Source organism: Streptomyces sp. NPDC052225 (genome assembly GCF_040679615.1).
Lineage (GTDB): Bacteria > Actinomycetota > Actinomycetes > Streptomycetales > Streptomycetaceae > Streptomyces.
Genome location: NZ_JBFAVD010000017.1, coordinates 36972 through 60069, shown reverse-complemented (window position 1 = coordinate 60069; position 23098 = coordinate 36972). Strand labels below are relative to the sequence as shown.

The window sequence follows — 23098 nt, the reverse complement described above, 5'->3', positions numbered from 1 at the left end:
GGCTCTCTGTTGCTCGGTGTGATGGGGAGGTACGAGAAGACGTGGGGGTGTACGAGAAGCACTGGGTGCACGAGAAGAAATGGGGGGCGTGCGCGTGTCAGTGGCGCTGCGGGGCCCAGCCGTCGGTGCCGCGCAGGTAGTCGGCGACGGTGTGGCCGGCCGCGTCCGCGTCGCTCATCTGCGGCCGGTCGGCGGTGACGCCGGCCCCGGGGCCGAAGGTGCGGTACTCGGTGAAGCGGGCGTCGCGCCAGGAGAAGCCGCTCATGTCGGTCCACGGCGACGCCTTGATCGCGGCGGGCAGTTCGGTGTCGCGGATCAGGACCTGGGCGACGGCGTCGGGGTCACCGCCGGGGTGCCAGGGCCGGCCGAGGTGGAAGGATCCGGCGGGCGCGTCGCTGATGATGCGGGAGTCGGTGATCAGGAAGCCGTACGGGTTCTCCTTCCAGGTCGAAGCGGCCGTGATGTAGCCGTTGTTGGTGTCCGAGCCGCGGCTGAGCGCCTTGATGACGGAGTCCTCGATCACCGTGGTGGCGCGGCCGTAGATGAAGTCGACGTCGCCTTCGATGTACGAGTCCCGGACATAGACGCGCGCGATCTGGTTCAGCTTGGGGCTGTCGGTCATCAGGGTGTCCTGGTTGCCCAGGAAGGCCGTGTCCTCGAAGACGATGCGGTCGCCGGTCGTCTTCATGGCGAGGGCCTGCTCGCCGCTGAGCTCGTGCGCCGCCTCGTCGAAGTCGTTGCTGAAGGTGAGGTGGCGCGCCGTCACGTCGTTCGCGGCGATCCGGACCGTGGCGCTCCCCGTGGAGCCGCCGTACGCGGCCGGTGTGTCGAAGACGATGACGGTGTCGGAGCGGTCGTGTCCAGTCCCGCGCAGATCAATTTTCGGCTTCGACGCGGGAATGTGGACCTTCTCGCGGTACGTGCCCGGGGCGACGGCCACGGTGACCCGCCCGTCGTTGCCGTCCGGCACGGCGTCGACGGCCGCCTGCACGGTCGGGTAGTCGCCGGGCACGTGCAGCGTCGTGCTCGTACCGATCGTCCGCTGCGGCCCGGAGAACTTCTTGACCAGCGCGGGAACGGCGGCCGCCGGGTCCAGGCGGTACGCGTAGAAGTCCCGCGGGTCGAAGGCCGCACCCCAGGCGTCGGTACGTCCCGTGGTGTTCTTCAGGATGGAGCCGCGCTGCACCAACTCGGCCGTGGCGTCGGCCTGGTAGGGGTGCTGCACGCTGTCGTAGTAGCTGTTCTCGATGACCATTTTGGTCTTGCCGCGGGACCAGTTCCCGTACGTCCACACGGGGTCGCCGGGGTCCTGCTGGGCCGTCAGGTAGTTGTTGTAGAGGTGGGCGTTCGCGGCGTTGTCGACCGAGGGGTTGCGCTGTTTGGTGTTGCGGAACCAGTTGTGGTCGATGGTGATCTTCGTGACGACGTTCGTGGTCCAGCCGAGGCCGAACGTCTTGTTGTTGTTCTCGAAGCGGTTGTCGGAGACGGTGATGTAGTCGCTGTCCTTGCGGACGTCGAGCTGGCCGTCACAGATGTTCGAGAAGCGGTTGTGGTCGACCCACACGTGGTGGGACGTGTCCATCTGGATGCCGTCGAAGTCGGTGTCCTTGCAGTCCCAGTTGCCCGCGATCGCGGAGTCCCTGATCGTCAGGTTCCGGATGATCACGTTGTGCGTGCCGGGGTTGAGATGGAACTCGCCCTGGACGAGTTCGCCCTGCGTGCCGACGCCGACGATCGTCTTGTCCGAGGCGACGACGACGTTGGCGCCGAACGGCTCGGCCTTGATCGAGGCGGCGACGCGGATGATGTACGGCTCCGGCGCAGCCGCGTACTTCTCCAGGTCGGCCTGGGTGGTGACGGTGACGACCTTGCCGCCCGCCCCGCCGGTCGTGCCGCCCGCGAGGGAGGCGAAGCCGTGCGGGGTGTCGGAGAGGCGGTCGGGCCCGGCTGCGGCCGGCTGGGGTTCGGCGGCGTGCGCGGCCGGGACCGGCGCGGCGATCCCGAGCCCGACGGTGGCGGCGAGTGCGGCGAGTGCGGCGCGCTTTCTGTGGCGCTTGTTGCGGTGGAGGTGCATCGTTGCGGCTCCCAACAGGCGTGCGGTTGCGGTCAGTTGTCCGGGCTGATCCGGAAGTGCGTGAACAGGGCGGTGCCGGCCTGCGACTCGCCGGTCGGCGCGGCCGCGAACAGTCCGAGCAGGGCGCCGACCCAGCGCCACGGCAGCGCCGTGAACACCTGCCCCGAGGGCCGGAAGCCGCTGCCGTCGCCGGTGTCGACGAAGAACCGGCAGCGCGCTCCGTCGGCGATGTCGACGCGCAGCCGCGCCGTCCCGTGGGGCGCCTCGCGCGGGTGGGCCGCGTCGCGTTCCTGCTCTGCGGTGAGCTCGGCGAAGCGGTGCACCAGGTGGGCGCTGCCGTCCGTGCCGCGCTCCAGGCCGACCCAGGAGTACGCGTCGCCGAGGACGGCGAGCCCCGCCCTGGCGCCGGGGGTTGTGCTGGTGAGCCGGAGGCCGACCTCGACGCGGGAGGGCAGCAGCGGCAGCCGCTGGGTGAGCAGGTGCGGGACGCGGCGCAGGTCGCGGACCCCGTCGGCGGAGCGGACGCAGGCAAGCCGGAGCCCGTCCCCGCTGTGCGAACTCGCCCAGCCGTCACGGGGGTTGGCGGTCCACTGCCACTGCCTGCCGTACCGGCCGCCGGGGAAGTCGTCGTCGGTGGCGGGGGCGGTGACCGGCTGCGGCGGCAGCGCGGGCTTGGCGTGTACGTGCACCGGGGCACCGTCGTCGCCCATCACCGGCCAGCCCGCGGCGTCCCAGCGCATGGGTTGCAGGTGGACGACGCGCCCGTACGGGCCGCGCTGCTGGAAGTGCAGGAACCAGTCCTCACCGGCGGGCGTGCGCACCCAGCCGCCCTGGTGGGGGCCGTTGACGTCGGTGTCGCCCTGTTCGAGGACGACGCGTTCCTCGTACGGGCCGAAGAACGAGCGGGAGCGGAACGCGCCCTGCCAGCCGCTCTCCACGCTTCCGGCGGGGGCGAGGATCCAGAACCAGCCGTCGTGCCGGTACAGCTTGGGCCCTTCGAGGGTGAACCAGCCGGGGATGCGGTCCCCGTCGATCAACAGCCGTCCCTCGTCGAGGAGTTCACGGCCGTCGGCGCTCATCCGGTGTCCGGTGAGCCGGTTCTTGATGCCGGAGCGGGAACGGGCCCAGGCGTGCACGAGGTACGCCTCGCCGCTCTCCTCGTCCCACAGCGGGCAGGCGTCGATGAGGCCCTTGCCCGCCTTGATGAGGTGCGGCTGCGTCCAGGGGCCCCTGATCGAGGGCGAGTTGATCTGGTAGACGCCGTGGTCGGGGTCGCCCCAGAAGATCCAGAAGCGGCCGTCGTGGTGGCGGATCGACGGCGCCCACACGCCGCAGTCGTGGCGCGGGGTCGCGAACGCCTCGGCGGGTTCCAGGCGGTCCAGGGCGTGCCCGATCAGCGTCCAGTTGACGAGGTCGCGGGAGTGCAGCAGCGGCAGGCCCGGCACCCGGCCGAAGCTGGACGCGGTGAGGTAGTAGTCGTCGCCGACGCGGACCACGTCGGGGTCGGACCAGTCGGCGGCGAGGACGGGGTTGCGGTAGGTGCCGTTTCCCAGATCTCCGGTCGGTTCGTACGGGGTCATGCGGTCACCGCCTTGCGGACGAGGGTTGCGGCGCGGGCCCGGTCGAGCCGGCCGTCGGCGACGACTGTGACGAGCCGGCGCACGGCGGTGTCGCCGGGGCCGATCGCCAGCCGGTCCGCGCAGGCGAGGGAGGAGCCGACGCCCGGGTATTCGCCGGTGCGCACGAACCAGGGGTCGCGGCGGGTCTCGACGGTGGCGCCCGCGAAGACGAGGGTCCAGGTCTCCCCCGCCATCGCGAGCCAGTCCGCGGTGCGACCGTGCACCGCGGCCTCGCCCTCTCTGTCGGCCGTGAACACGTCGGGCGCGGCGGCTTCCTTGGGGGCGCGCCAGAAGAACCCGCCGTAGGCGGCGCCGGGGCGGCCGTTGGTGGCCGGGCTGCCGATGGTCAGCTCCTCGCCCGCCGGGTTGGTGAGCGTGAAGGTGAGGTCCAACGACCAGGCGTCGTCGGCCAGTTGGGTCGCGGCCACGGTGCGGCGCTCGCGCAGCAGGAGCCGTCCGTCGGCGATCCAGTCGAGGTCCTCGACGAACCCGTCCGGGTCGCACAGCTTGAACTCGCGGTGCCGCTGCTCGCCGTGGTTGTCGAGTTCGGTGGGCCCCCGGTCGCGGACGTAGGTGCGCCCGCCCCAGAAGTTGAACCCGGCGACGTCCGGCACGGCGACGCTCACGCCGAGGTGGTGCGGGTGGTCGGCGGGGGCGAACTCGGTGACCGGGGTGCCGGCCAGGGTCGCGACCGGGTGCAGATACGGGCGCGGCGACAGCCTGGTGTCGACGTCCGCGAGGATCTCGTAGCGGGCGACGGGGCGGCCCGCGCAGCTCAGGGTCAGGGGTGCGGTGGCGAGGCGGTTCACGTTGTGGCCTCCAGTCCTGGGGCTGCCTGTCGTCAAGCTCCGGCCGTCGCCCGGAGGGCGGCCTCGCGGCGTCTGGTGCGCGCTCTCGGCGTGCCGGGTGCAAGGCCTCGTACCGGATGCACTCGGCCTGACGCCCGGTGCGGCGAAAGCGCCTGCCAGCTGTCGTGAGGCAGCCGGGAGTTCGACGACAGGCGCCGGCCGGGCCCAGGACGCTCCGAGCTCGGTGTAGCCGGTGAGGGTGTCGGCGCTGGCGGCGACGAGTCCGTCGATGCCGTGCACGACGCGGCGCAGGGTGCCGTCGCCGCCGTCGGCGGGGACGGGCAGCGCGGTCCACGCCTCGGCGGGCAGCGGCCGCGGGTCGGGGGCGCGTCGAATCGCTTCGACGACCCGCATGAACGCGCCCGTCGCGGCCGGGGTGACCAGGAGCGGGGTCGCTCCGTCGGTGGCGAGGTGGTCGAGAAGGTTCTCCAGGAGGTCCGTGCGTCCGTGCACGGTCTCCTCCGGGCCGTGTCCGGCGCGCTGCACGAGGACGCGGTCCTGCTTGTACCAGAAGGTGATCCGCCCGCGGCTGCCGTGCACGATGACGTACGGCTCGTCGGGGCGCTCGGCGCACAGCGTCGCGGCGACGGTGATCCGGGAGCCGCGGCGCGTGGTGAGTGCGACGTACGAGGTGTCGTCGGCCTCGATGGCGTTGGCGCGGAAGAGTTCGGTGCGGATGTCGGCGAGGTCGTCGGCGCCGGTCGCCCCGTCGAGGGCGAGGGCGGTGGCGACGGCGTGCGCGAGGGGGTTGGTGAGAACGCCGTCGAGGACGTCGCTGCCGTCGTCGTAGCGGCGGCGCCCGGCCCAGGGGGCGCGCCGGTAGTAGGACTCGTCGCGCGACCAGGCCCCGGCGGCGCCGATACCGAGCGGCTCCCCGATGAGGCCGTCCCGTACGAGATCACGTATATGGGGCACGGCATGCGAGCCGAGCGACTGGAAGCCGACCTGGCAGGCGATGCCGGCCGCGGCCACGCCGTCCGCCATCCGCCGGTACTCCGCGTACGACGGGGCGGGTGGCTTCTCCAGGAGCAGGTGCACACCGCGGGCCGCCGCGGTCAGGGCCAGGTCGGTGTGGGTGGGGATGGGGGTGCAGACGATCGCGACGCGGGCACCGGTCGCGTCGAGCAGCGCGCCGAAGTCGGCGGACTGGGCGACGCCGGTGAAGCCGTTCAGCTCCTCGTCCGTCAGCGGCTTCAGTTCGCACACGCCGGCGAGCGTGATGCGGCCCGTGCCGGCGAGGCGCCGCAGGTTGTCCAGGTGCCAGCGGCCGTGTCCGCGCGCGCCGGCGAGGACGACCGGGACGGGGGTGGTGCCGGATGCGCTCACCGGATCCTCCCCGCCCCCGCGCCGCGCGCCACGTCCTGGTCGGCCTGTGCCGCGCTGCTGATCGGGCCGTGCAGCTCCGGCGCCGGGGTCCAGCCGACGTCGCCGGTCAGGTCGCGCTCGCTGCCGGAGTTGTACGCGTTGTAGATCGGCAGCAGGTCGACGGGGAAGCCGTTGAAGCGGCTGCCCTCGTCGTGCAGCGCGGTGCCGTTCCAGCTCTTGACGAGGTCGGCGGCCTCCACGTAGCCGGGTGTGGTGAACGCGTTGTTCTGGGCGTAGATCTGCGACTCGGTGGAGACGCCGATGCTGTAGCGGTAGTCGGCCTGGTCCTTCGGCACGACGTACCGGTTGTTGTAGACGTGGACCTGGCCGAAGCGGACGCGCGGGGCGCGCTGGACGACGGACTCGAAGGAGTTGTGGTGCAGGGTGACGCGGAGCTTGTCGCGGTCGCCGGTGACCCCGTCGCCGTTGCCGATGAGCATCGCCTTGTCGTGGTCGGCGAACCGGCTCCAGGAGACGGTGACCAGGTCGGAGCCGCTCGTGATGTCGAGGAGGCCGTCATGGCGCAGGTAGTTGCGGCCGAAGTAGGTCGGCTCGTCCTCGTCGAGGTGGCCCCGGTCGGAGGCGGTGATGTGGTCGACCCAGACGTGGGTGGAGCCGTTCAGCCACAGGGTGTCGTAGGCGGTCTTCCAGTCGCCGAGGCCGCCGGTGTTGGGCGACCAGACGGGGAAGCAGTCGTAGGCGTCGCGCAGGTCGAGGTTGCGGACGATGACGTTGTCGGCGTTCTTCACCTGGAGGGAGGCGCCCTTGAGGACGGCGCCCGAACCCAGGCCGACGATCGTGGTGTTGGAGCCGACGGGCAGCACGACCCGCTCCGCCTGGCGGGCGGCGGACGCGGCGCGCGCGTCCTCCTGCGGTCCGGAGGGCTTGGCACCGCCCCAGGTGCGGGGGTCGTAGGCGGCCAGGTACTTCTTGAGGTCGTAGCCGTCGGTGGCGTAGTCGGCGCAGGACAGGTGGTCGCCGTCGTCGGTCTCGTTGCCGTCGATGGTCCCCGCGACCTTGATGATCTTCGGGGTCGGGGAGCCGCCGTCGAGGGCGCGGGCCAGTTCGGCGCGGGTGGTGACGGTGAAGACGTGGGCGTCGTCGGCCGCGGCGCCGCCGGTGGTGCCGCCGTCGGCCGCGGCCCAGCCGTCACCGGCGGCCAGGACGTCACGGCTGATGTCGCGGCCCTGCGCGCCCGCCGAGGTGGAGGCGCCGAGCCCGAGCGCCAACAGGCCGCAGGCGAGGGCGACATGGAGAGGTCGGTTGCGTACGAGGGTCATGGGTCTCATCCCTTCACCGCCCCGGCGCTGAAGCCCGTGACGAGGTACTTCTGGATGAACGCGAACACGATCACGACGGGCAGCGCGGCGATGACACCGCCGGCGGCGAGCGCCCCGAGGTCCACGGAGTCGGCGGACAGCAGGGTGTTCAGGCCGACCGGGATCGTCTGGAGGTCCTGCTTGGACAGGAACATCAGGGCGAACAGGAAGTGGTTCCAGCTGTGCACGAAGGCGAAGGAGCCGACGGCGACGAGGCCGGGGCGGAGCATCGGCAGGACGATCGCGCAGAAGGCGCGGAAGCGTCCGCAGCCGTCGACCCAGGCGGCCTCTTCGAGGGTGTACGGCACGTTCTTGATGAAGTTGCTGAGCAGGATCATCGACAGCGGCAGCTGGAAGACGGTCTCCGCGATGATCACGCTGCCGAGCGAGTTGATCATCTGGATGCCGGCGAACACCTTGAACAGCGGGACGAGCAGCAGCGCGCCGGGCACGAACTGGGAGCAGAGCAGGGCGAGCATGAAGCCCCGCTTGATCTTGAAGTTGAAGCGGGCGAGGGCGTAGCCGCCGGCCAGCGAGACGAGGGTCGTCATGAAGAGCGTGACGACGCCGACGATGAGGCTGTTCTGGAAGAAGACGCCGAAGCTTCGCTCGGTCCACACCTTCTCGAAGTGGTCGAAGGTGATCGGCCACGGCAGCATTCCGGTGGCGCCCGCGGGCCGCAGGGCGAACAGGACCATCCAGTAGAACGGGACGATCGTGAAGACGAGGTAGACGCCGAGCGGCAGGTAGATCTGCCAGCGGGGCGCCTCGTCCCAGGCGCGGCGGGTCCTGCGGTTCCCGGCGGGAGCGCCGCCGGAGCCTGTGGTGGTGCCGGCGTGCGCGGCCTGCGGCTTGTCGGTGACGGCCACGGGTGCCTCCTGGGCGGTGGTCACTTGTCGTCGCCCCCGAACTTGCTGAGCCGGAGGTAGATGATCGAGCAGAAGAGGAGGATCACGAAGGCCACGGTGGTCAGGGCCGACGCGTAGCCGAAGTCGTGTGCGTCGACGGAGATGTTGGCGATGTACAGCGGGAGTGTGGTGGTCTGCCCCGCGGGTCCGCCGCCGGTGAGGGTGTAGAGCAGGTCGACGTTGTTGAACTCCCACACCATGCGCAGCAGCGTGGCGAGGATGATCGCGTCCTTCAGGTGCGGCAGCGTGATGTGGAAGAACTGCTGGAGGCGCGAGGCGCCGTCGACCTCGGCGGCCTCGTACAGGTCCTTCGAGACGGTCTGCAAATCGGCGAGGATGAGGATCGCGAAGAAGGGGACGCCGCGCCACAGGTCCGCGACGACGGCCGCGGAGAAGACGGTGTTCGGGTCGGAGAGCCAGCTGGAGCCGTACTCGGCGAGGCCCATGTCCGCGAGGTAACGGGTGATGCCCGTCTGGGAGTTGTAGAGCAGCACCCAGATGGCGCTGGTGAGGACGCCGGAGACGGCCCACGGCGAGAAGACCATGGCGCGGGACAGGGCGCGGCCGACGAACGTCTGGTTGACGATGAGGGCGAGCGCGAGGCCGAAGAGGAGTTGGAGGCCGACCTCGACGACGACCCACTTGCCGCTGAAGACCAGCGCGGTCCAGAACTGGTCGTCCTCGGTGAAGATGCGGGTGAAGTTGTCCCAGCCGGCGAACCCCGCCCGCCAGGGCTTGGTCGGGTTCTCGTGCTGGAACGCCGTGTAGAAGACGTTCAGGACGGGGTACGCGATGAAGCCGAGCATGAGGAGCCCGGCCGGCGCGATGAGCAGGTAGGGCAGCTTCTTCGGTGTGGCCGAGCGGCGCTTGCGCGGCGTCGGCGGTCCCTCGGGCCTTGGTGCTGTGGCCACGGCGGTGGTCGTTGCCATGGTCGGCTCTCCGTTCGTACGGGGTGGGGCGGAGCCGGTACGCGCCGGCGCCCTGGTGGTCAGCTCGCGTACGGGTCGGCGGCCTTGCCCGGTCGTGCGAGGAACTCGAAGTCGCAGCCGGTGTCGGCCTGGGTGATCTGTTCGTTGTAGAGCGCCCCGTACCCGCGCTCGAACCGCTCGGGAGGCGCCGTCCACGCGCTCCGCCGCAGCTCCAACTCCGCGTCGTCCACGTTGAGTCGGAGGGTGCGGGCGGCGACGTCGAGCGTGATGGTGTCGCCGGTGCGCACCAGGGCGAGGGGCCCGCCGACGTGCGACTCGGGGGCCACGTGCAGCACGCACGCCCCGTAACTCGTGCCGCTCATCCGGGCGTCGGAGATCCTGACCATGTCGCGCACCCCCTGCTTGAGCAGGTGGTCGGGGATGGGCAGCATGCCGTACTCGGGCATGCCGGGCCCGCCCTTGGGTCCGGAGCCGCGCAGCACCAGGACGGTGTCGGCGGTGATGCCCAACTCCGGGTCGTTGATGGTGCGTTGCATCGTCTTGTAGTCGTCGAAGACGACGGCGGGGCCGGTGTGCTTGAGCAGGTGCTGCTCGGCGGCGATGTGCTTGATGACGGCGCCGTCGGGGCAGAGGTTGCCGCGCAGGACGGCGACGCCACCCTCGGCCGCGACCGGGTTCTCGCGCGGCCGGATCACGTCGTCGTCGTGGACGACGGCGGACCCGATCTGCTCGCCGAGGGTGCCGTTCACCGTGGGCCGCTCCAGGTGGAGCAGGTCGGTGATCCGGGAGAGGAAGGCGGGCAGCCCGCCGGCGAAGTAGAAGTCCTCCATCAGGTACGTCCGTCCGCCCGGCCGTACGTTCGCGAGCACGGGGACCGTGCGGGCGATGCGGTCGAAGTCGTCGAGGGACAGGGGCACTTGGGCCCGCCCGGCCATCGCGATCAGGTGGATGACGGCGTTGGTGGAGCCGCCGAGCCCGAGGACCGTGGTGACGGCGTCCTCGAAGGCGTCGGGGGTGAGGATCTCGGACGGCTTGAGCGCGGTCCAGGCGAGTTCGACGGCGCGGCGCCCGGAGGCGGCGGCCATCCGCTCGTGCGCCGAGTCGACGGCCGGGACGGAGGAGGCACCGGGCAGCGTCATGCCGAGGGCCTCGGCCGCCGCGGTCATCGTCGACGCGGTTCCCATGGTCATGCAGTGACCGGGTGAACGCGCCAACCCGCCCTGCAGCTCCCGCAGTTCACAGTCCGTCAGATTGCCCGCGCGGTGCTCGTCCCAGTACTTCCACATGTCGGTGCCGGAGCCCAGGGTCTCGCCGCGCCAGTGCCCGGGCAGCATCGGCCCCGCGGGCACGAAGAGCGACGGCACGTCGGCGGACGTGGCGCCCATGAGCAGCGCCGGCGTCGACTTGTCGCAGCCGCCGAGCAGCACCGCCGCGTCCACGGGGTAGGAGCGCAGCAGCTCCTCCGTCTCCATGGCGAGGAGGTTGCGGTAGAGCATCGGGGTCGGCTTCTGGTACGTCTCCGAGAGCGTGGAGACGGGGAACTCGAGCGGGAAGCCCCCCGCCTGCCACACGCCCCGCTTGACCGCCTCGGCGCGCTCGCGCAGGTGGACGTGGCAGGGGTTGATGTCGGACCAGGTGTTGAGGACGGCGATCACCGGGCGGCCCCGGTACTCCTCGTCCTCGTAGCCGAGTTGGCGCATCCGGGCGTTGTGCGACCAGGTGCGCAGGGCGCCCTCGACGCCGTACCAGAGGTGGGAGCGCAGCTCCTCGGGGGCGAGTCTGCGACGGGCCGTCATATCGACCACCCGGCGGCTATCTCCGCGACCTCGGCGCGCTCCGCCTGCGGCAACTCCTTGCTGGGCGGGCGGACTTCGCGGCGGCACAGGCCGAGGGAGGCGAGGGCCTCCTTGACGACGGTGACGTTGTTGGCGGAGGCGTCCGCGCCGCGCAGCTCCTCGAAGCGGCGGATCTGCTCCCAGACCTTCATGGCGGCCGGGTAGTCGCCGGATCGAAGCGCTTCGATCATGGACAGCGAGATACCCGGTTCGACGTTGACGAGCCCGGAGGTGAAGCCGGTGGCGCCGGCCGAGAAGTACGAGGGCGCGTACGGCTCGGCGAGCCCGGCGACCCAGACGAACCGGTCGAGGCCCGCGTCCCGGGCGAAGGCGGCGAAGCGCGCGGCGTCGGCGACGGCGTACTTCACGCCGATCACGTTCGGACAGGCGGCGCCGAGTTCGGCGAGCCGGGCGCCGGGCAGCGCCGCGTTCTTGATGTAGGGCACCACGCCCAGCTCCGGGACGGCGTCGGCGATCGCGCGGTGGTAGTCGACCCAGCCGTCCTCAGAGACGTACGGGTGCACGGGCTGGTGCACCATCACCATGTGCGCGCCGCTCTCGCGGGCGTGGCGCGCGGTGTCGATCGCGGTCGGCAGGTCGTGGCCGACGCCGACCAGGATCGCGGCCCGCTCCCCCGCCTCGTCGAGCGTGACCTCGGTGACGAGACGGCGCTCCTGGGGGCTGAGGGCGTAGAACTCGCCGGTGTTGCCGTTCGGTGTGAGAATGCGGACGCCGCCGTCGAGCATGCGGCGCAGCAGCGAGCGCAGTGTCGCCTCGTCGACGGAGCCGTCCTCGGCGAACGGGGTCACCGGGATCGCGACGACGTCGGCGAGCGCGGCCCGCTGCGACTCGAAGGAGACCGCCGCGGAGTGCGCTGCGGGTGTGGGGGGCGTGGGGGCTGTCATGAGTCCTGCTCACCCATTTCTTCCAGGGCCTCCGAGATCTCGGGAAAGGCCCGCTGTACGAACGACGCGATGTGGTTGCGCAGTGCGCGCGAGGCCCCCTGGGCGTCACCGGCGAGAGCGAGCTCCAGGATCTCCTGGTGCTCGGCGGCCTCCCGTTCCCAGGACGGGTCGGCGGCCCAGGCCACCGCGGAGACCAGGGCGGCCTGGTCGCGGACCTCGTCGAGCATCTTGCCGAGCAGCGGGTTGCCGCACGGCACGTAGAGGGCGCGGTGGAACTCCCGGTTGGCGAGGGAGCGTTGGGCGGTGTCGGTCGCGGTGGCGGCGCGTTGAAGCGCTTCGCTCGCGACGTCGAGGGAGGCGCTGCGGCGCACGGTGCGGCGCAGTGCCTCCGGCTCCAGGAGCAGGCGCACGTCGTAGACCTCGCGCGCCATGTCCGCGTCGACCATGCGCACCGTGACGCCCTTGTACTGGTTCATCACGACGAGTCCGGTCCCGGCCAGGGTCTTGAGCGCCTCGCGCACCGGTGTCTTGGAGACGCCGAACTGCGCGGCGAGGTCGGTCTCCACCAGGGCCTGTCCCGGCCTCAACTGGCCGGTCAGGATGCGGTGCTTGATCTCCTCCTGGACGTACTGGGTACGGGAGGGGATCGGCGTGGGCACAGAGGTCATGCGCGCCTCATATCTGGCGTCTGGTGTCTGGCGTCTGATGTCTTGTGTCTGGCGTATCTCGTATCGCGTCTCATATATGACGTACGAAGTACGACGCGTTGAAGCTAGAAGCACCGGCATGTTTCGTCAACGCTTCCGACAAAAGAAGTCCATGGAAGTCCGTTGATCCGCCCGCGAGTTGGCGGTTCATGTGCGACCGGTCGAACGAAAGCCCCCTCGTCCCGCACGGATGCGGGGCGAGGGGGCGTGGTGAGGCCGGCCTCGGGGAACGTCGGTACAGCGGTTATGGGCGAGAACGCTCATGGCCGGCCGGCACACCGGCTGGGCCGCTCGGTTCTTCTTCCTCGACGACGTCGACCGCGACCTGATCGGAGTCGAGTGCGAAGGCCACCTTGTCGTAGGGGTGGCCGTTGACCTGGAGCTGGATGGCGTGGGCGCCCGGGTAGTAGCGGCGTGTGCTGATGGGACGGAAGGAGTGGCCGCGCCGCAGCTCGGTCGTCTCGCCGGGGGACAGGGCGCGCTTGGCGAGTTTGAAGACCTTGGGGGCCTGCTTGCCGTTGGCCTTCAGATGGTGGACGACGTAGTCGATGGCCAGGGTGACCGGCTTGTCCGAGATGTTGGTGACGCGGGCGGTGAAGTCGAGGGTGCCACCCAGGAGGACGCCGGTTCGCTCCAGGAGGGGGCCCTCCACCGTGAGGTCGGCGCGGCCGCCGTGGAAGCCGACCAGGTCCAGCGCCGCGGGGTTGCCCTGTTTGACGAGGGTGCGCATGGCGTGGCGGATCAGCGCGGGGCTGGTCGGTGCGGCGCCGTTCGCCCAGCGGGCGGCCTGGGCGGTGGCGAGATCGGGGTCGAGGCGGGAGATGTCGTTGAGGTGGTTGGCGACCGAGCGACGCACGGTGTCGGAGGTGTCGGTGTGCAGCCGGTCCAGCAGGGGGAGGGTGGCGGCGGGGTTGCGGGTCAGCTCGGGAACCTGGCGGGCCCAGGGGAGTTTGGGGCGGGTGCCCTCGCTCGCCAGCCGGCGCACCGCGGGGTCGGGAGATGCGGTCCAGGCTGCTGCGGTGGCGAGCGTTCTGGGCAGGTCGGCGTCGAGGAAGGTGCGCAGCGCGAATTCCGCGGTGAGGCGGGGCGTGAGCCGGGCGAGGAGGTCGAGGCCGTCGTCGAAGTCCGCGTCGGTGGAGGACGTGGTGGCCGCGGCGGCGACGGCCTCGGTGAGCGGCCAGACCATCCAGCCGGTGAGGTCGTCGCTGGTGAGGGCCGCGCGCGTCGCATGGGCGAGCCGGGTGTAGTCGTGGCCGATGTCGGCCAGGAGGGCCTCGCCGACCGCACGGGCCCGCCGGCTGAGGGAGAGCGGGCCGAGGGTTGCCGCGCTGCCGGCCACGGTGCGCCAGCGGGAGGCGGTGGGGGACGTACGGCGCAGGACGGCCGTCAGACCGCGGATGCTGTCGGGGCTGATCAGTTCGTCGGCGGTGGGCACGGATCCTCCGGGGACGGGCGTGTCGAGCGGGTGCGGCTCGCGCGGCGGGGTGGCGTGTGCGTCAGCTGGTGCGGGCGGGTTCGTCGGCGGTGGTCTCACCGCTGCGGGGGTAGCGGGCCCGCATGGCGGGGCTGGCGGCAGGGCCGGCGGCGAACACGTAGGCACGGCTGTCGTCGAGGCGGCGGCCCGTCGTGGCATCGACGACCACGGGTTCCACCTCTTCGCCGCTCGTGGTGTCGATGAGGATCATGCTGCGCTGCTCGGGGGTGAGGCGGGAGTTGCCCCACGCCGCCAACGTGATGATCACGGGGCGCAGGGAGCGTCCCAGGTCGGTCAGGACGTACTCGTTGCGGACGGGATTGGTCTGGTAGGGACGGCGCTCCAGCAGGCCGTCCGCGACCAGCGTCTTGAGGCGTGCGGTGAGCATGCTGGTGGAGATGCCGAGGTTCTCCTGGAACTGGTCGAAGCGGGTGTACCCGTCGAAGGCGTCGTGGAGGAGCAGCAGCGTCCACCATTCGCCGACGTGCTGCACGGTCGTGGACAGCGGGCATTCGAAGTCTTCCGCCCTGATCCGGCTCGCCAAGTTGACCACCTCCGCAGAGTTACTGCTAATGTCGAAGTTACTCACTTCTATTCTAGCAGTAACGACAGGTGCGCCCCCTCTTCGGTCCGCACCCGGGAACGGAAGACATCATGGCCACCCCCCTCCGCGAAACCGGCGACTCCCTGAAGGGCCGCCGCGCCCTGGTCACCGGCGGCACGAAAGGCGTCGGCGCGGCCGTCGCCCGGCGCCTGTCCCAGGCCGGCGCCACCGTGCTGGTCACCGCGCGCAGCCGCCCGGACGACATGGCCGCCTCGGACATCATCACCGCGGACCTGGCGGCTCCCGAAGGGGCTGCCAGGGTGGTCGACGAGGCCCTCCGCCGCCTCGGCGGCGTCGACATCCTGGTCAACAACGTGGGCGGCTCCAACGCCCCCTCGGGCGGATACGCGGCCCTGACCGAGGACGACTGGGCCAACGAGCTCAACGTCAACCTCCTCGCCGCCGTCCGCCTCGACCGCGGCCTGCTGCCCGCCATGACCGAAGCCGGACGGGGCGCCATCGTGCACGTCTCCTCGATCCAGCGCCGCATGCCGCTCTGGGACGGCACCCTCGCCTACGCCGCCGCCAAGGCCGCACTGACCACCTACAGCAAGGGCCTGGCCAACGAGGTCGCTCCGCTCGGCATCCGGATCAACTCCGTCAGTCCCGGCTTCGTCCGGACCACCGCCGCCGACCAGCTCGTCGCCCGCATCGCGGAGAACGCCGGCACCACCCTCGAAGCGGCCCTGAAGCAGCTCATGGACTCCCTCGGCGGAATCCCGCTGGGCCGCCCCGCCCACCCCGAGGAAGTTGCCGAACTCGTCGCCTTCCTCGTGTCCGACCGCGCCTCCGCCATCGTCGGCGCCGAGCACGTCATCGACGGCGGCACCGTCCCCACCGTCTGATCCCCGAACCCCCCAGGAGACTCATGTCCCCCGACCAGCCCCAGATCATCGCTCCCGAGGCTCTGCCCGAGGCCGTCACCGGCTTTCTCAAGGCGCACCGCGCCCACGACGCCGCCACGGCACTCGGCTTCCTCCACCCCGACGCCACCGTGACCGACGAGGGCAAGACCCATCAGGGAGCCCCGGCGATCGAAGCCTGGATGACCCGCTCCGCCGGCGAGTACACGTACACGATCGACCTCATCGGTGCGCAGCAGGCCGATGCGGACCACTACGTCGCCGTCCAACACGTCGAGGGTGACTTCCCGGGCGGCGTGGTGGACCTGCACTTCCGCTTCAGCCTCCGCGACGGCCTCATCGAGGACCTGCGCATCGAGCCCTGAGCCAGGCGAAGCGAACCGGCGACCTCGCGGGGCTGGGCGGCGTCCATGGAGACGCCGCCCGGCCCCGTTCTCTACCGCTCGCTGTACGGATGTTCCCCGTGGCCGGCGACGGGTTCGGTGGCGGCTACGCCTTCCAGTGCGGGTCGCGGCCGCTCAGCCCGATGACGCGGTCGAGGAACGGCGCCTCGTCGGGCACCGGCACGACAGGGCCGAACAGCCCGGCGGGCCCCTCCTCCTCCGGAGCGAGCAGCGCGTGCGCGGCCCGCAGCGCGGCCTCGTCGGGCGCGTACTCCTGGCCGGTCGCGCGGGCCAGGTCCCAGCCGTGCACGACGAGTTCGTCGGCGGTGACGAGGCCGCCGACGGACCCGGGCAGGTCGATGCCGCCCGCCTGCGTCATGCCCTCCCACGCGGCGGGCTCGGCCCAGGCCTCGACGAGCGCGTCGAGCGCGCCGGGCAGGGCGGAGCGCCAGTCGGCCGGCAGTTCGGGCAGTGCGCTGCCGGGGTTCTGCCCGCTCTTCTCGGACTCCTTGCGGGCGGTGGCGCGCAACCCGGCGCAGAGTCCGACGATGTGCCCGAGGAGGTGGCGCACCGTGTAGTCGGGGCAAGGGGTGGGCAGGTCCAGCTGGTCCTCGCGCACGCCGTGGGCGAGGTGCGCCACGATGCGGGCCTGCGGGCCGATGTCCACTGTCGCGTCACTCATGGGTGAGCCTTCCGGTTCCTGGGTGTCCGTACGTCCCTGTCACCTGTGGACCGGCCCGCAGCCCGAAACTCATCGGTGCCGCGGGTCACAGCTGCGCGAGCGCCTCCCGCACCGTGTCGAGGTCCGTGTCCGAGGCGAGGCCCGCGTGGTAGAGCCGCAGCTCCGTGGCGCCCAGGTCGCGCGCGGCCCGCGCGTCGGCGGCGAGGGTGTGCGGGCTGCCGCCCATCCCCCGTACGACGGTGAAGTTCGCGGCGACGACCTTCGCGGCTTTCCCGGCCCGGGCGAAGGGCCCGACGAGAGCGGCCCCTCCCGTGCAGGGCACGACCACGCCGTCGGCGACGGAGAGGATGTGCGCGGGGTCGACACCGGCGTTGGCGCCACAGTGATAGGAGACCGGGTCCGCGTGCAGCAGCACCTGGAAGCCGTCGGGGGCCGCTTCCCGCACCGCCGCGACGGCCGCCTCCTGGAGGGAGCGGGCGGTGGCGTCGCGGTGGGCGCGGGTGGCGGCGGCCGGTTCCGCGCCGAGCAGCTTCTCGACCGTGGGCCAGCCGTCGTCCGTGGCCTCCCCGCGCCACACGGGTTCCAGGGCGGCCCGCACGGCACGCGCCAACTCGTCCGCGTCCAGGCCGTGTTGTCCGTACCCGGTGCGGCAGTCGGCGCAGAAGCACAGGGACATCAGGTACTGCCCGGCCTCGCCGAGTCCGACGCCGGCCGTCTTGTCGTGGGCGTGCAGATGCGCGAGGCCGTACCAGCCGAGGGATTCGAGTTCGGTGCCGCGCGCGCCGGGCCGGGTGGCCGCTTCGGCGGCGAGGCCGACGAGGTAGGCGCGGGTGGCGGGCTGGGCGATGCAGGGGGCCCACGGGTAGCGGTCGCCGTACGCGTTGACGACGGAGGTGTCCGGATGTTCGGCGCCGAGGCGGGAGTTGTGGGCGAGCACGACCCAGGTGTGCACGTCGAGTCCGGCGGCGGCGAGCGCGGCGGCGGCCTCGCCGTAGGCGTCTGCGGGGGCCCAGTCACCGGCGGCGTACGGCCTCAGCTCCCGCCCCTCCCAGCGCTGTTCGTCGACCGGATAGAGCACGGAGGCGTGCTCGGCGGTGACGACGCGGTGGCGCGGGTGGCGGGGCGTGAGGGCCCGGGTGGAGTGGTAGGCGGCGGCCAGGGTGACCTGCCGAACGCCGAGGTCGGCGATGCGGCGGGCGGCGTCCGGGTCGCCGTTGACGTCCCACGGGTAGACGAAGGCGGAGGTCTTCATGCGGCGCCATCCTCGTTGTCGGTGGGGTCTTCGAGCAACGCCCGGCCGCGCTCGACGAGTTCGGCGAGCTGCTTGACGTGCTCCTCGGACGGTTCGTGCAGCGGCGGCCGCACCTCGCCGACGTCGAGCCCGCGCAGCCGTACACCGGCCTTGACCAGGGACACCGCGTAGCCGCGGCCCTGGTTGCGCAGTTCGACGAGCGGCCGGTAGAAGCCGTCGACGAGCCGGTTCACCATCGCGTCGTCGCCCGTGCCCAGCGCCTTGTGGAAGGCCTGCGCGATGTCGGGGGCGAAGCAGAAGACGGCGGAGGAGTAGAGGGTGATGCCGATGCCGCGGTAGGCGAGGCCGGTGAGTTCGGCGGTCGGCAGGCCGTTGAAGTAGAGGAAGTCGTCCCCGACGTCGGTGCGTACGGCGCTGACGATGCGCTGCATCAGGTCGAGGTCGCCGAGGCCGTCCTTGAGGCCGATGACCTTGGGGTGGCGGGCGAGCGCGACGACGGACTCCGGGGTGAACACGGCGTTGTCGCGCTGGTAGACGATGACGTCGAGGGAGGTCGCGTCGGCCAGCTCGCTGTAGTGCCGCAGGAGGCCTTCCTGCCCGGCGACCACGAGGTAGGGCGGCATCGCCAACAGGCCGTCGGCGCCCGCCCGTTCGGCCGCGCGCGCGTAGCGGACGGCGAGGGCGGTGCCGTAGCCGGCGCCCGCGACGACGGGAACCCGCCCTTCGGTCGCCTCGACGGCGGCGGCGACGCACTCCTCGAACTCCTCGGGCGTGAGCGCGTGGAACTCACCAGTGCCGCAGCAGGCGAACACGGCGGCGGCCCCGGCTTCGACGCCGCGCCGCACATGGGTGCGGTAGGTGTCCAGGTCGACGGCGCCGTCGGGCCCGTACGCGGTGACGGGGAAGAACAGCGGCCCGCTGGGGATGCCGAGCCGGGCGGCGAGGGGGCCAAGAGGGGGCATCGTCACGGACTCTCCCTGGAACACTGCGGACAGGCGCACGCCCGCGGACCTCTACGCCGCCCGCAGGCATGTGCACGTCTATGATTAGCGTCTATATTTCTGAACGCGCTCACCGTAAGCCGCCCCAAAGGGGACGGTCAAGCGCCCGAACTCCCCGCATCGGCGGGACTCTTGACGGCTCGGACGCCTCCTCCTTAGCGTGGCCCCGCGCATCCACGCATGTGAATGCAGCTCACGGACACGGAGACGACGCACATGTCAGCAGCCCCCTCTGGGCCCCGCACGATCCTGCTCACCGGCGCGGCCGGCGGCCTCGGCACCCTGATGCGCGAGCTGCTCCCGCAGCACGGCTACACGCTCCGGCTGCTCGACGTGCGCCCGGTCGAGGACGCGCCCGACGCGATCGTCGCCGACCTGAACGACACGGAGGCGCTGCGCGAGGCGGTGCGCGGCGTCGACGGCGTGCTGCACCTGGCCGGGATCTCCCTGGAGTCCACGTTCGACAAGATCCTCGAAGCGAACATCAAGGGCACCTACCACCTCTACGAAGCGGTCCGCGAGGAGGCGGCCTCCCGCGCGGACGGCACGGCGCCCCGGATCGTCTTCGCCTCCTCCAACCACGCGATCGGCTACACGCCGCGCCCGCGCGTGGAGGACGGCGCCCCGCTCGTCCCCGTCGAGACCCTGCGCCGCCCCGACACCTTCTACGGCCTGTCGAAGTCGTTCGGCGAGGACCTCGCCCAGTTCTACTGGGACGAGCACGGCCTGGAGACGGTCTCGGTCCGCATCGGCTCCTGCTTCAAGGAGCCCACGGACGTCCGCATGATGTCGGTGTGGATGAGCCCGGCCGACGGCGCCCGCCTCTTCCACGCGGCGCTGAGCGCACCCGGCGTCGGCCACACCGTCGTCTACGGATCGTCCGCCAACACCCGTCTGTGGTGGGACCTTTCGAGCGCCCGTGCCCTCGGCTACGAGCCGCAGGACGACTCGGAGGAGTACGCGGACAAGCTCCTCGCCGAGTTCGGCCCGCTCAGCGACGACAACCCGGCGCACGTCCACATGGGCGGCCGCTTCGTGAACGACCCGCCGATCTGGCCGTACTGAGCCGTCGACGCCCACCTGACCCGTCGGGGAGACCGCCGGCCGGCCCTCCCCGGCTGGCCGGCCGGGCCCATCGCGGTGATCATGTTCGGCACTGCCGTACATTCCGCGTACTGGAGGCCCGATCCGCATGGTGGACCCCTCCGCGGCGCGCGACACCCGCTCCCGCCTGGACATGCAGGCGATCCATGAGCTCCTCACCGCCCAGCGCCGCCGCGTACGCAAGTACGCCGATCTGCACAGCGCCCCCGCGCCGACCACCCGTCCGGCCCAGTACCCGGCTCCCCCGCCGCCGTCCACGCAGCAGCTCCTCGACGCCATGCCGACGCCGGCGCTCCTGCTGGCACCCGTGCTCGACGCCGACGGGCGGATCCAGGACCTCCTCTACGTGTCCCAGAACGCGGCGGCCCGCGCCTACGCCGCCGAGCGTTTCGCCCGTACCACCATGCCGACCTGGACGGACCCGGTGTCGGCGTACGACCGCTTCCCCGGGATGGCGGCGACGGCGGTCCCCGGCATGATCGCCCGCGCCTTGCGCGAGGGCACCGTCCAGGGGCCCGAGACCGTCGAGTGGATCGCACGGACCCCGGCGGGGCCGGTGCGGATCAACGACCAGGTGCAGGTCGCTCCCTGCGGCGACCACGTCCTCGCCGTCTGGGAGCGCGGGCACCGGCTGCACATGGCCGCCGCCGCACAGCAGCTGGTGCGGGTCTGCTGGGCGGAGTGGAACCTCGGCGATCACGGGGTCGCGCCCTCCGGCAGCTTCCGCCAGGTCCTCGGCCTCGACACGGACGCACCGCTGCCCGGCCTGTACGACCTCGCGGAGGCCACCGCGCCGGAGAGCCTCCCCGGCCTCTACCAGACCCTGTACGACGTCATCCTGCGCAAGCGGACGACGGAGTGCGAGCTGCGGCTGCGCGGCCCCGGCGCGCGGGTGATCCGGCTGACGGCCGAGCCCCTGCGGATCGCTCCCGGCAGCCTGGTGTGGGCGGTGCGCGGGGTCCTCGTCGACGTGACGGCGGAGCGGCGCCGCCGGGACGCCGCCGAGCGCGCCGAGCGCGAGGCCCGTCTCCAGCGCAAGCACGCCGAGGCGGTCGCCGAGGTCGCGGGCGCACTGCGCGAGGCCGTACTGCCGCACTTCCAGGACGAGTTGGCCGCGTACGGTCTCGAAGCCGCCGTCGTCTACCGGCCCGACGCCCGCGAGGCCGGGGTCGGCGGCGACTGGTACAAGGCCCGCAGGCTGCCCGGCGACCGGCTGCTCGTCGCGCTGGGGGACGCGCGGGGCCACGGCCTCGAAGCGGTCACCCTCATGGCGAAGCTGCGGTACGCCCTGGCCGGCCTCGCCTACACGGAGCAGCGGGTCGAGCAACTGACGCAGTGGCTCAACGAGTTGGCCTGCGCGGACGGCATGGAGTCCACCGCGACGGCCGTCATCGCCCGCTACCACCCCGAGATCGGCCTGTTGCGCTGGACCTGCGCCGGACACCCGAGCCCCGTCCTGCTGCGCGCGGGCCGGGCGACGCAGCTGCCCCTGCCGCCGGGCGGTCCCGGGCTGCCGGTCGGGGTGCTGCCCGGTGCCACGTACAGTGCGGCGACGGTCTCCCTCCAGCTCGGCGACATCGTGCTCCTGTACACGGACGGTCTGACCGAACGGCGCGGCCACGACCCGGACGAGGACACCGCCCGCTTCCTGGCCGCCGCCCGGGACTGCTACCGCCAGGCGGCCCCCAGCGCCGGGCACGACGACCTCCTCGACTACGCCCAGCGCCTGGTCGCCCGGCTCGACGGTCCGCACCGCACCGACGACGCCACGCTCCTCGCCCTGCGCCGCATCCCGCCCACGCCCGGCCGGACGTAGCGCCTGTCCGACCATTCCCGTCCGCCTCGCGACACCTGGCAAGCTCCCCCAGAGCACGCACTAGGGTCGACGCGCTCCGTCGAGACGGCTCAGCCAGGTGTGGGCGGCCACCACCAGCGCCTCCACACCGGTGCTGAGCGTGGGCTCGACGACCGGCGCGAAGAACGGCGAGTGGTTGCCGGGGAGTTCGTCGATCCGGCCCTCCAGGAAGGCGGCGACCGTCGGCTCGGTGTCGAGGCCTCCCCAGAACCAGAAGACGGTGGGCACCTTCAGGACGGCGCCGAACAGGCCGACGTCCTCGCTGGCGGTGATCAGGGGCAGCTTCTGGAGGCGCTGCTCACCGAAGTGCCCGGCGAACGCGGCGACCGTCGCCTCGGTCGCCTCGGGGTCGCTGACCAGCGCGGGCGCGGCGCCGGACCAGCGCAGGTCGGGCTCGGCGACGGCGCCGCCGGCCGCGGACTCGGCGCGCACGACCCGCTCGACGGCGGCGCGCACCAGGTCGCGGATCTGCGGCGTGTACGTACGGATGTTGATCCCGAGCTCGGCGGTGTCGGGAATGATGTTGTCCTTGGTGCCCGCCTGGAGCCGGCCGACGGTGACGACGGCGGGCTCGGACGGCGGGACCTCGCGGGCGACGATGCCCTGGAGCCGGGTCACGACGTGCGCGGCCATGACGACCGGGTCGACGGTCGACTCGGGGCGCGAGCCGTGCCCGCCGCGGCCGTGCAGGGTGACGTGCAGGGAGTCCGCGGCCGCCATGACCGGGCCCGATCCGTGTCCGATGAACCCGGCGGGCAGCGGGCCGACGTGCTGGCCGAGGACGATGCCGGGCACGGGGAACCGCTCGAAGAGGCCGTCGTCGATCATCCCCTGGGCGCCGACGACGAGTTCCTCGGCGGGCTGGAAGACGATCAGGAGGGTGCCCGACCAGGCGTCACGGGCCCGCGCGAAGAGCGTGGCGGCGCCGACGAGGCAGGCGGCGTGCATGTCGTGGCCGCAGGCGTGCATGACAGGGACGTCGCGCCCGTCGTGGTCGACGCCGCGGTCCGTGGAGGCGTACGGCAGACCGGTCTTCTCCTCGACGGGCAGCGCGTCGAAGTCGGCGCGGAGCATGACCACGGGCCCCTCGCCGTTGCGCAGGACGCCGACGACGCCGGTGGTGCCGATGCCCTCGGCGACCTCGTCGCACCCGGCGTCCCGCAGCCGCCGCGCGAGGAGGCCGGCGGTGCGGGTCTCCTGGAGGGACAGCTCCGGGTGCCGGTGCAGGTCCCGGTAGAACGCGGCGAGGTCCTCCCGGATCCCCGCGAGCCCGTCGAGCACCGACTGCACCTGCGCCTTTGCCATGGCCCGGCCTCCTCGTGTCCCGTCCTGTCACGAGCACGCTACCGCCGGGCCCGGCGTCCGGCCCGG

Annotated in this window: 19 protein-coding genes; 4 read left to right on the top strand and 15 right to left on the bottom strand. The window is 72.0% G+C overall.

The window, feature by feature from the left end:
- Positions 1-97: 97 nt before the first annotated feature.
- The 11 genes from AB0L37_RS23920 to AB0L37_RS23870 all read right to left on the bottom strand — a co-directional run bounded on the left by AB0L37_RS23920 (position 98) and on the right by AB0L37_RS23870 (position 14527).
- Entirely contained in the window at positions 98-2074 is a 1977-nt protein-coding gene (locus AB0L37_RS23920) for a pectinesterase family protein (RefSeq protein WP_365508922.1), read from the bottom strand.
- Between the two features lie 32 nt (positions 2075-2106).
- Entirely contained in the window at positions 2107-3654 is a 1548-nt protein-coding gene (locus AB0L37_RS23915; protein ID WP_365508919.1) for a family 43 glycosylhydrolase, read from the bottom strand.
- Positions 3651-5867: a DUF6807 family protein gene (locus AB0L37_RS23910; RefSeq protein WP_365508916.1), complete on the bottom strand. Its 2217-nt coding sequence runs from the start codon at positions 5865-5867 to the stop codon at positions 3651-3653. The genes AB0L37_RS23915 and AB0L37_RS23910 overlap by 4 nt, the downstream gene beginning before the upstream one ends.
- Positions 5864-7186, bottom strand: coding sequence for a pectate lyase (locus tag AB0L37_RS23905; RefSeq protein ID WP_365508913.1), 1323 nt, complete (start codon positions 7184-7186; stop codon positions 5864-5866). The genes AB0L37_RS23910 and AB0L37_RS23905 overlap by 4 nt, the downstream gene beginning before the upstream one ends.
- 5 nt (positions 7187-7191) lie before the next feature.
- The gene (locus AB0L37_RS23900; RefSeq protein WP_365508911.1) at positions 7192-8094 is read right to left on the bottom strand and encodes a carbohydrate ABC transporter permease; all 903 of its coding nucleotides are present in this window, start codon (positions 8092-8094) and stop codon (positions 7192-7194) included.
- Positions 8095-8114: 20 nt separating this feature from the next.
- Positions 8115-9062, bottom strand: a complete 948-nt coding sequence (locus AB0L37_RS23895; protein ID WP_365508908.1) for a sugar ABC transporter permease — start codon at positions 9060-9062, stop codon at positions 8115-8117.
- A gap of 59 nt (positions 9063-9121) precedes the next feature.
- Positions 9122-10858, bottom strand: coding sequence for an L-arabinonate dehydratase (gene araD / locus AB0L37_RS23890; protein WP_365508905.1), 1737 nt, complete (start codon positions 10856-10858; stop codon positions 9122-9124).
- On the bottom strand, positions 10855-11802 hold the full coding sequence (locus tag AB0L37_RS23885) for a dihydrodipicolinate synthase family protein (protein ID WP_365508902.1): 948 nt from the start codon (positions 11800-11802) through the stop codon (positions 10855-10857). The genes araD and AB0L37_RS23885 overlap by 4 nt, the downstream gene beginning before the upstream one ends.
- Positions 11799-12470, bottom strand: coding sequence for a GntR family transcriptional regulator (locus AB0L37_RS23880; protein WP_365508899.1), 672 nt, complete (start codon positions 12468-12470; stop codon positions 11799-11801). Before AB0L37_RS23880 ends, AB0L37_RS23885 begins: the two co-directional genes overlap by 4 nt.
- A gap of 283 nt (positions 12471-12753) precedes the next feature.
- Complete coding sequence (locus AB0L37_RS23875; protein ID WP_365508896.1) at positions 12754-13944, bottom strand: DNA alkylation repair protein; 1191 nt, start codon at positions 13942-13944, stop codon at positions 12754-12756.
- 61 nt (positions 13945-14005) lie between these two features.
- Entirely contained in the window at positions 14006-14527 is a 522-nt protein-coding gene (locus tag AB0L37_RS23870; protein WP_365508893.1) for a helix-turn-helix domain-containing protein, read from the bottom strand.
- Between the two features lie 110 nt (positions 14528-14637).
- On the opposite strand from AB0L37_RS23870, the gene AB0L37_RS23865 reads away from it, so the two are divergent.
- A complete protein-coding gene (locus tag AB0L37_RS23865) occupies positions 14638-15432 on the top strand; it encodes an SDR family oxidoreductase (RefSeq protein ID WP_365508890.1) in 795 nt (264 codons plus the stop codon).
- A 23-nt stretch (positions 15433-15455) separates the two neighbouring features.
- Positions 15456-15815 carry a nuclear transport factor 2 family protein gene (locus AB0L37_RS23860; protein WP_365508887.1) on the top strand — a complete coding sequence of 120 codons (360 nt, stop codon included), beginning with the start codon at positions 15456-15458 and terminating at the stop codon, positions 15813-15815.
- A gap of 124 nt (positions 15816-15939) precedes the next feature.
- Here AB0L37_RS23860 and AB0L37_RS23855 read toward each other — a convergent pair whose 3' ends face one another.
- The 3 genes from AB0L37_RS23855 to AB0L37_RS23845 form a co-directional block, all read right to left on the bottom strand.
- Positions 15940-16515: a TIGR03086 family metal-binding protein gene (locus tag AB0L37_RS23855; RefSeq protein ID WP_365508884.1), complete on the bottom strand. Its 576-nt coding sequence runs from the start codon at positions 16513-16515 to the stop codon at positions 15940-15942.
- Between the two features lie 85 nt (positions 16516-16600).
- Positions 16601-17767 carry a hypothetical protein gene (locus AB0L37_RS23850; protein WP_365508882.1) on the bottom strand — a complete coding sequence of 389 codons (1167 nt, stop codon included), beginning with the start codon at positions 17765-17767 and terminating at the stop codon, positions 16601-16603.
- Positions 17764-18729: a 5-dehydro-4-deoxyglucarate dehydratase gene (locus AB0L37_RS23845; RefSeq protein ID WP_365509218.1), complete on the bottom strand. Its 966-nt coding sequence runs from the start codon at positions 18727-18729 to the stop codon at positions 17764-17766. The genes AB0L37_RS23850 and AB0L37_RS23845 overlap by 4 nt, the downstream gene beginning before the upstream one ends.
- Before the next feature lie 255 nt (positions 18730-18984).
- Between AB0L37_RS23845 and AB0L37_RS23840 the strand changes: the two genes are divergently transcribed.
- Positions 18985-19833 (top strand): NAD(P)-dependent oxidoreductase, encoded by an 849-nt coding sequence (locus tag AB0L37_RS23840; protein ID WP_365508879.1) that lies wholly within the window; start codon positions 18985-18987, stop codon positions 19831-19833.
- Between the two features lie 127 nt (positions 19834-19960).
- The gene (locus AB0L37_RS23835; protein WP_365508876.1) at positions 19961-21688 is read left to right on the top strand and encodes a PP2C family protein-serine/threonine phosphatase; all 1728 of its coding nucleotides are present in this window, start codon (positions 19961-19963) and stop codon (positions 21686-21688) included.
- A gap of 60 nt (positions 21689-21748) precedes the next feature.
- Here the strand turns inward: AB0L37_RS23835 and AB0L37_RS23830 are convergent, their stop codons facing one another.
- Positions 21749-23032, bottom strand: coding sequence for an amidohydrolase (locus AB0L37_RS23830; RefSeq protein WP_365508874.1), 1284 nt, complete (start codon positions 23030-23032; stop codon positions 21749-21751).
- Positions 23033-23098: the final 66 nt, after the last annotated feature.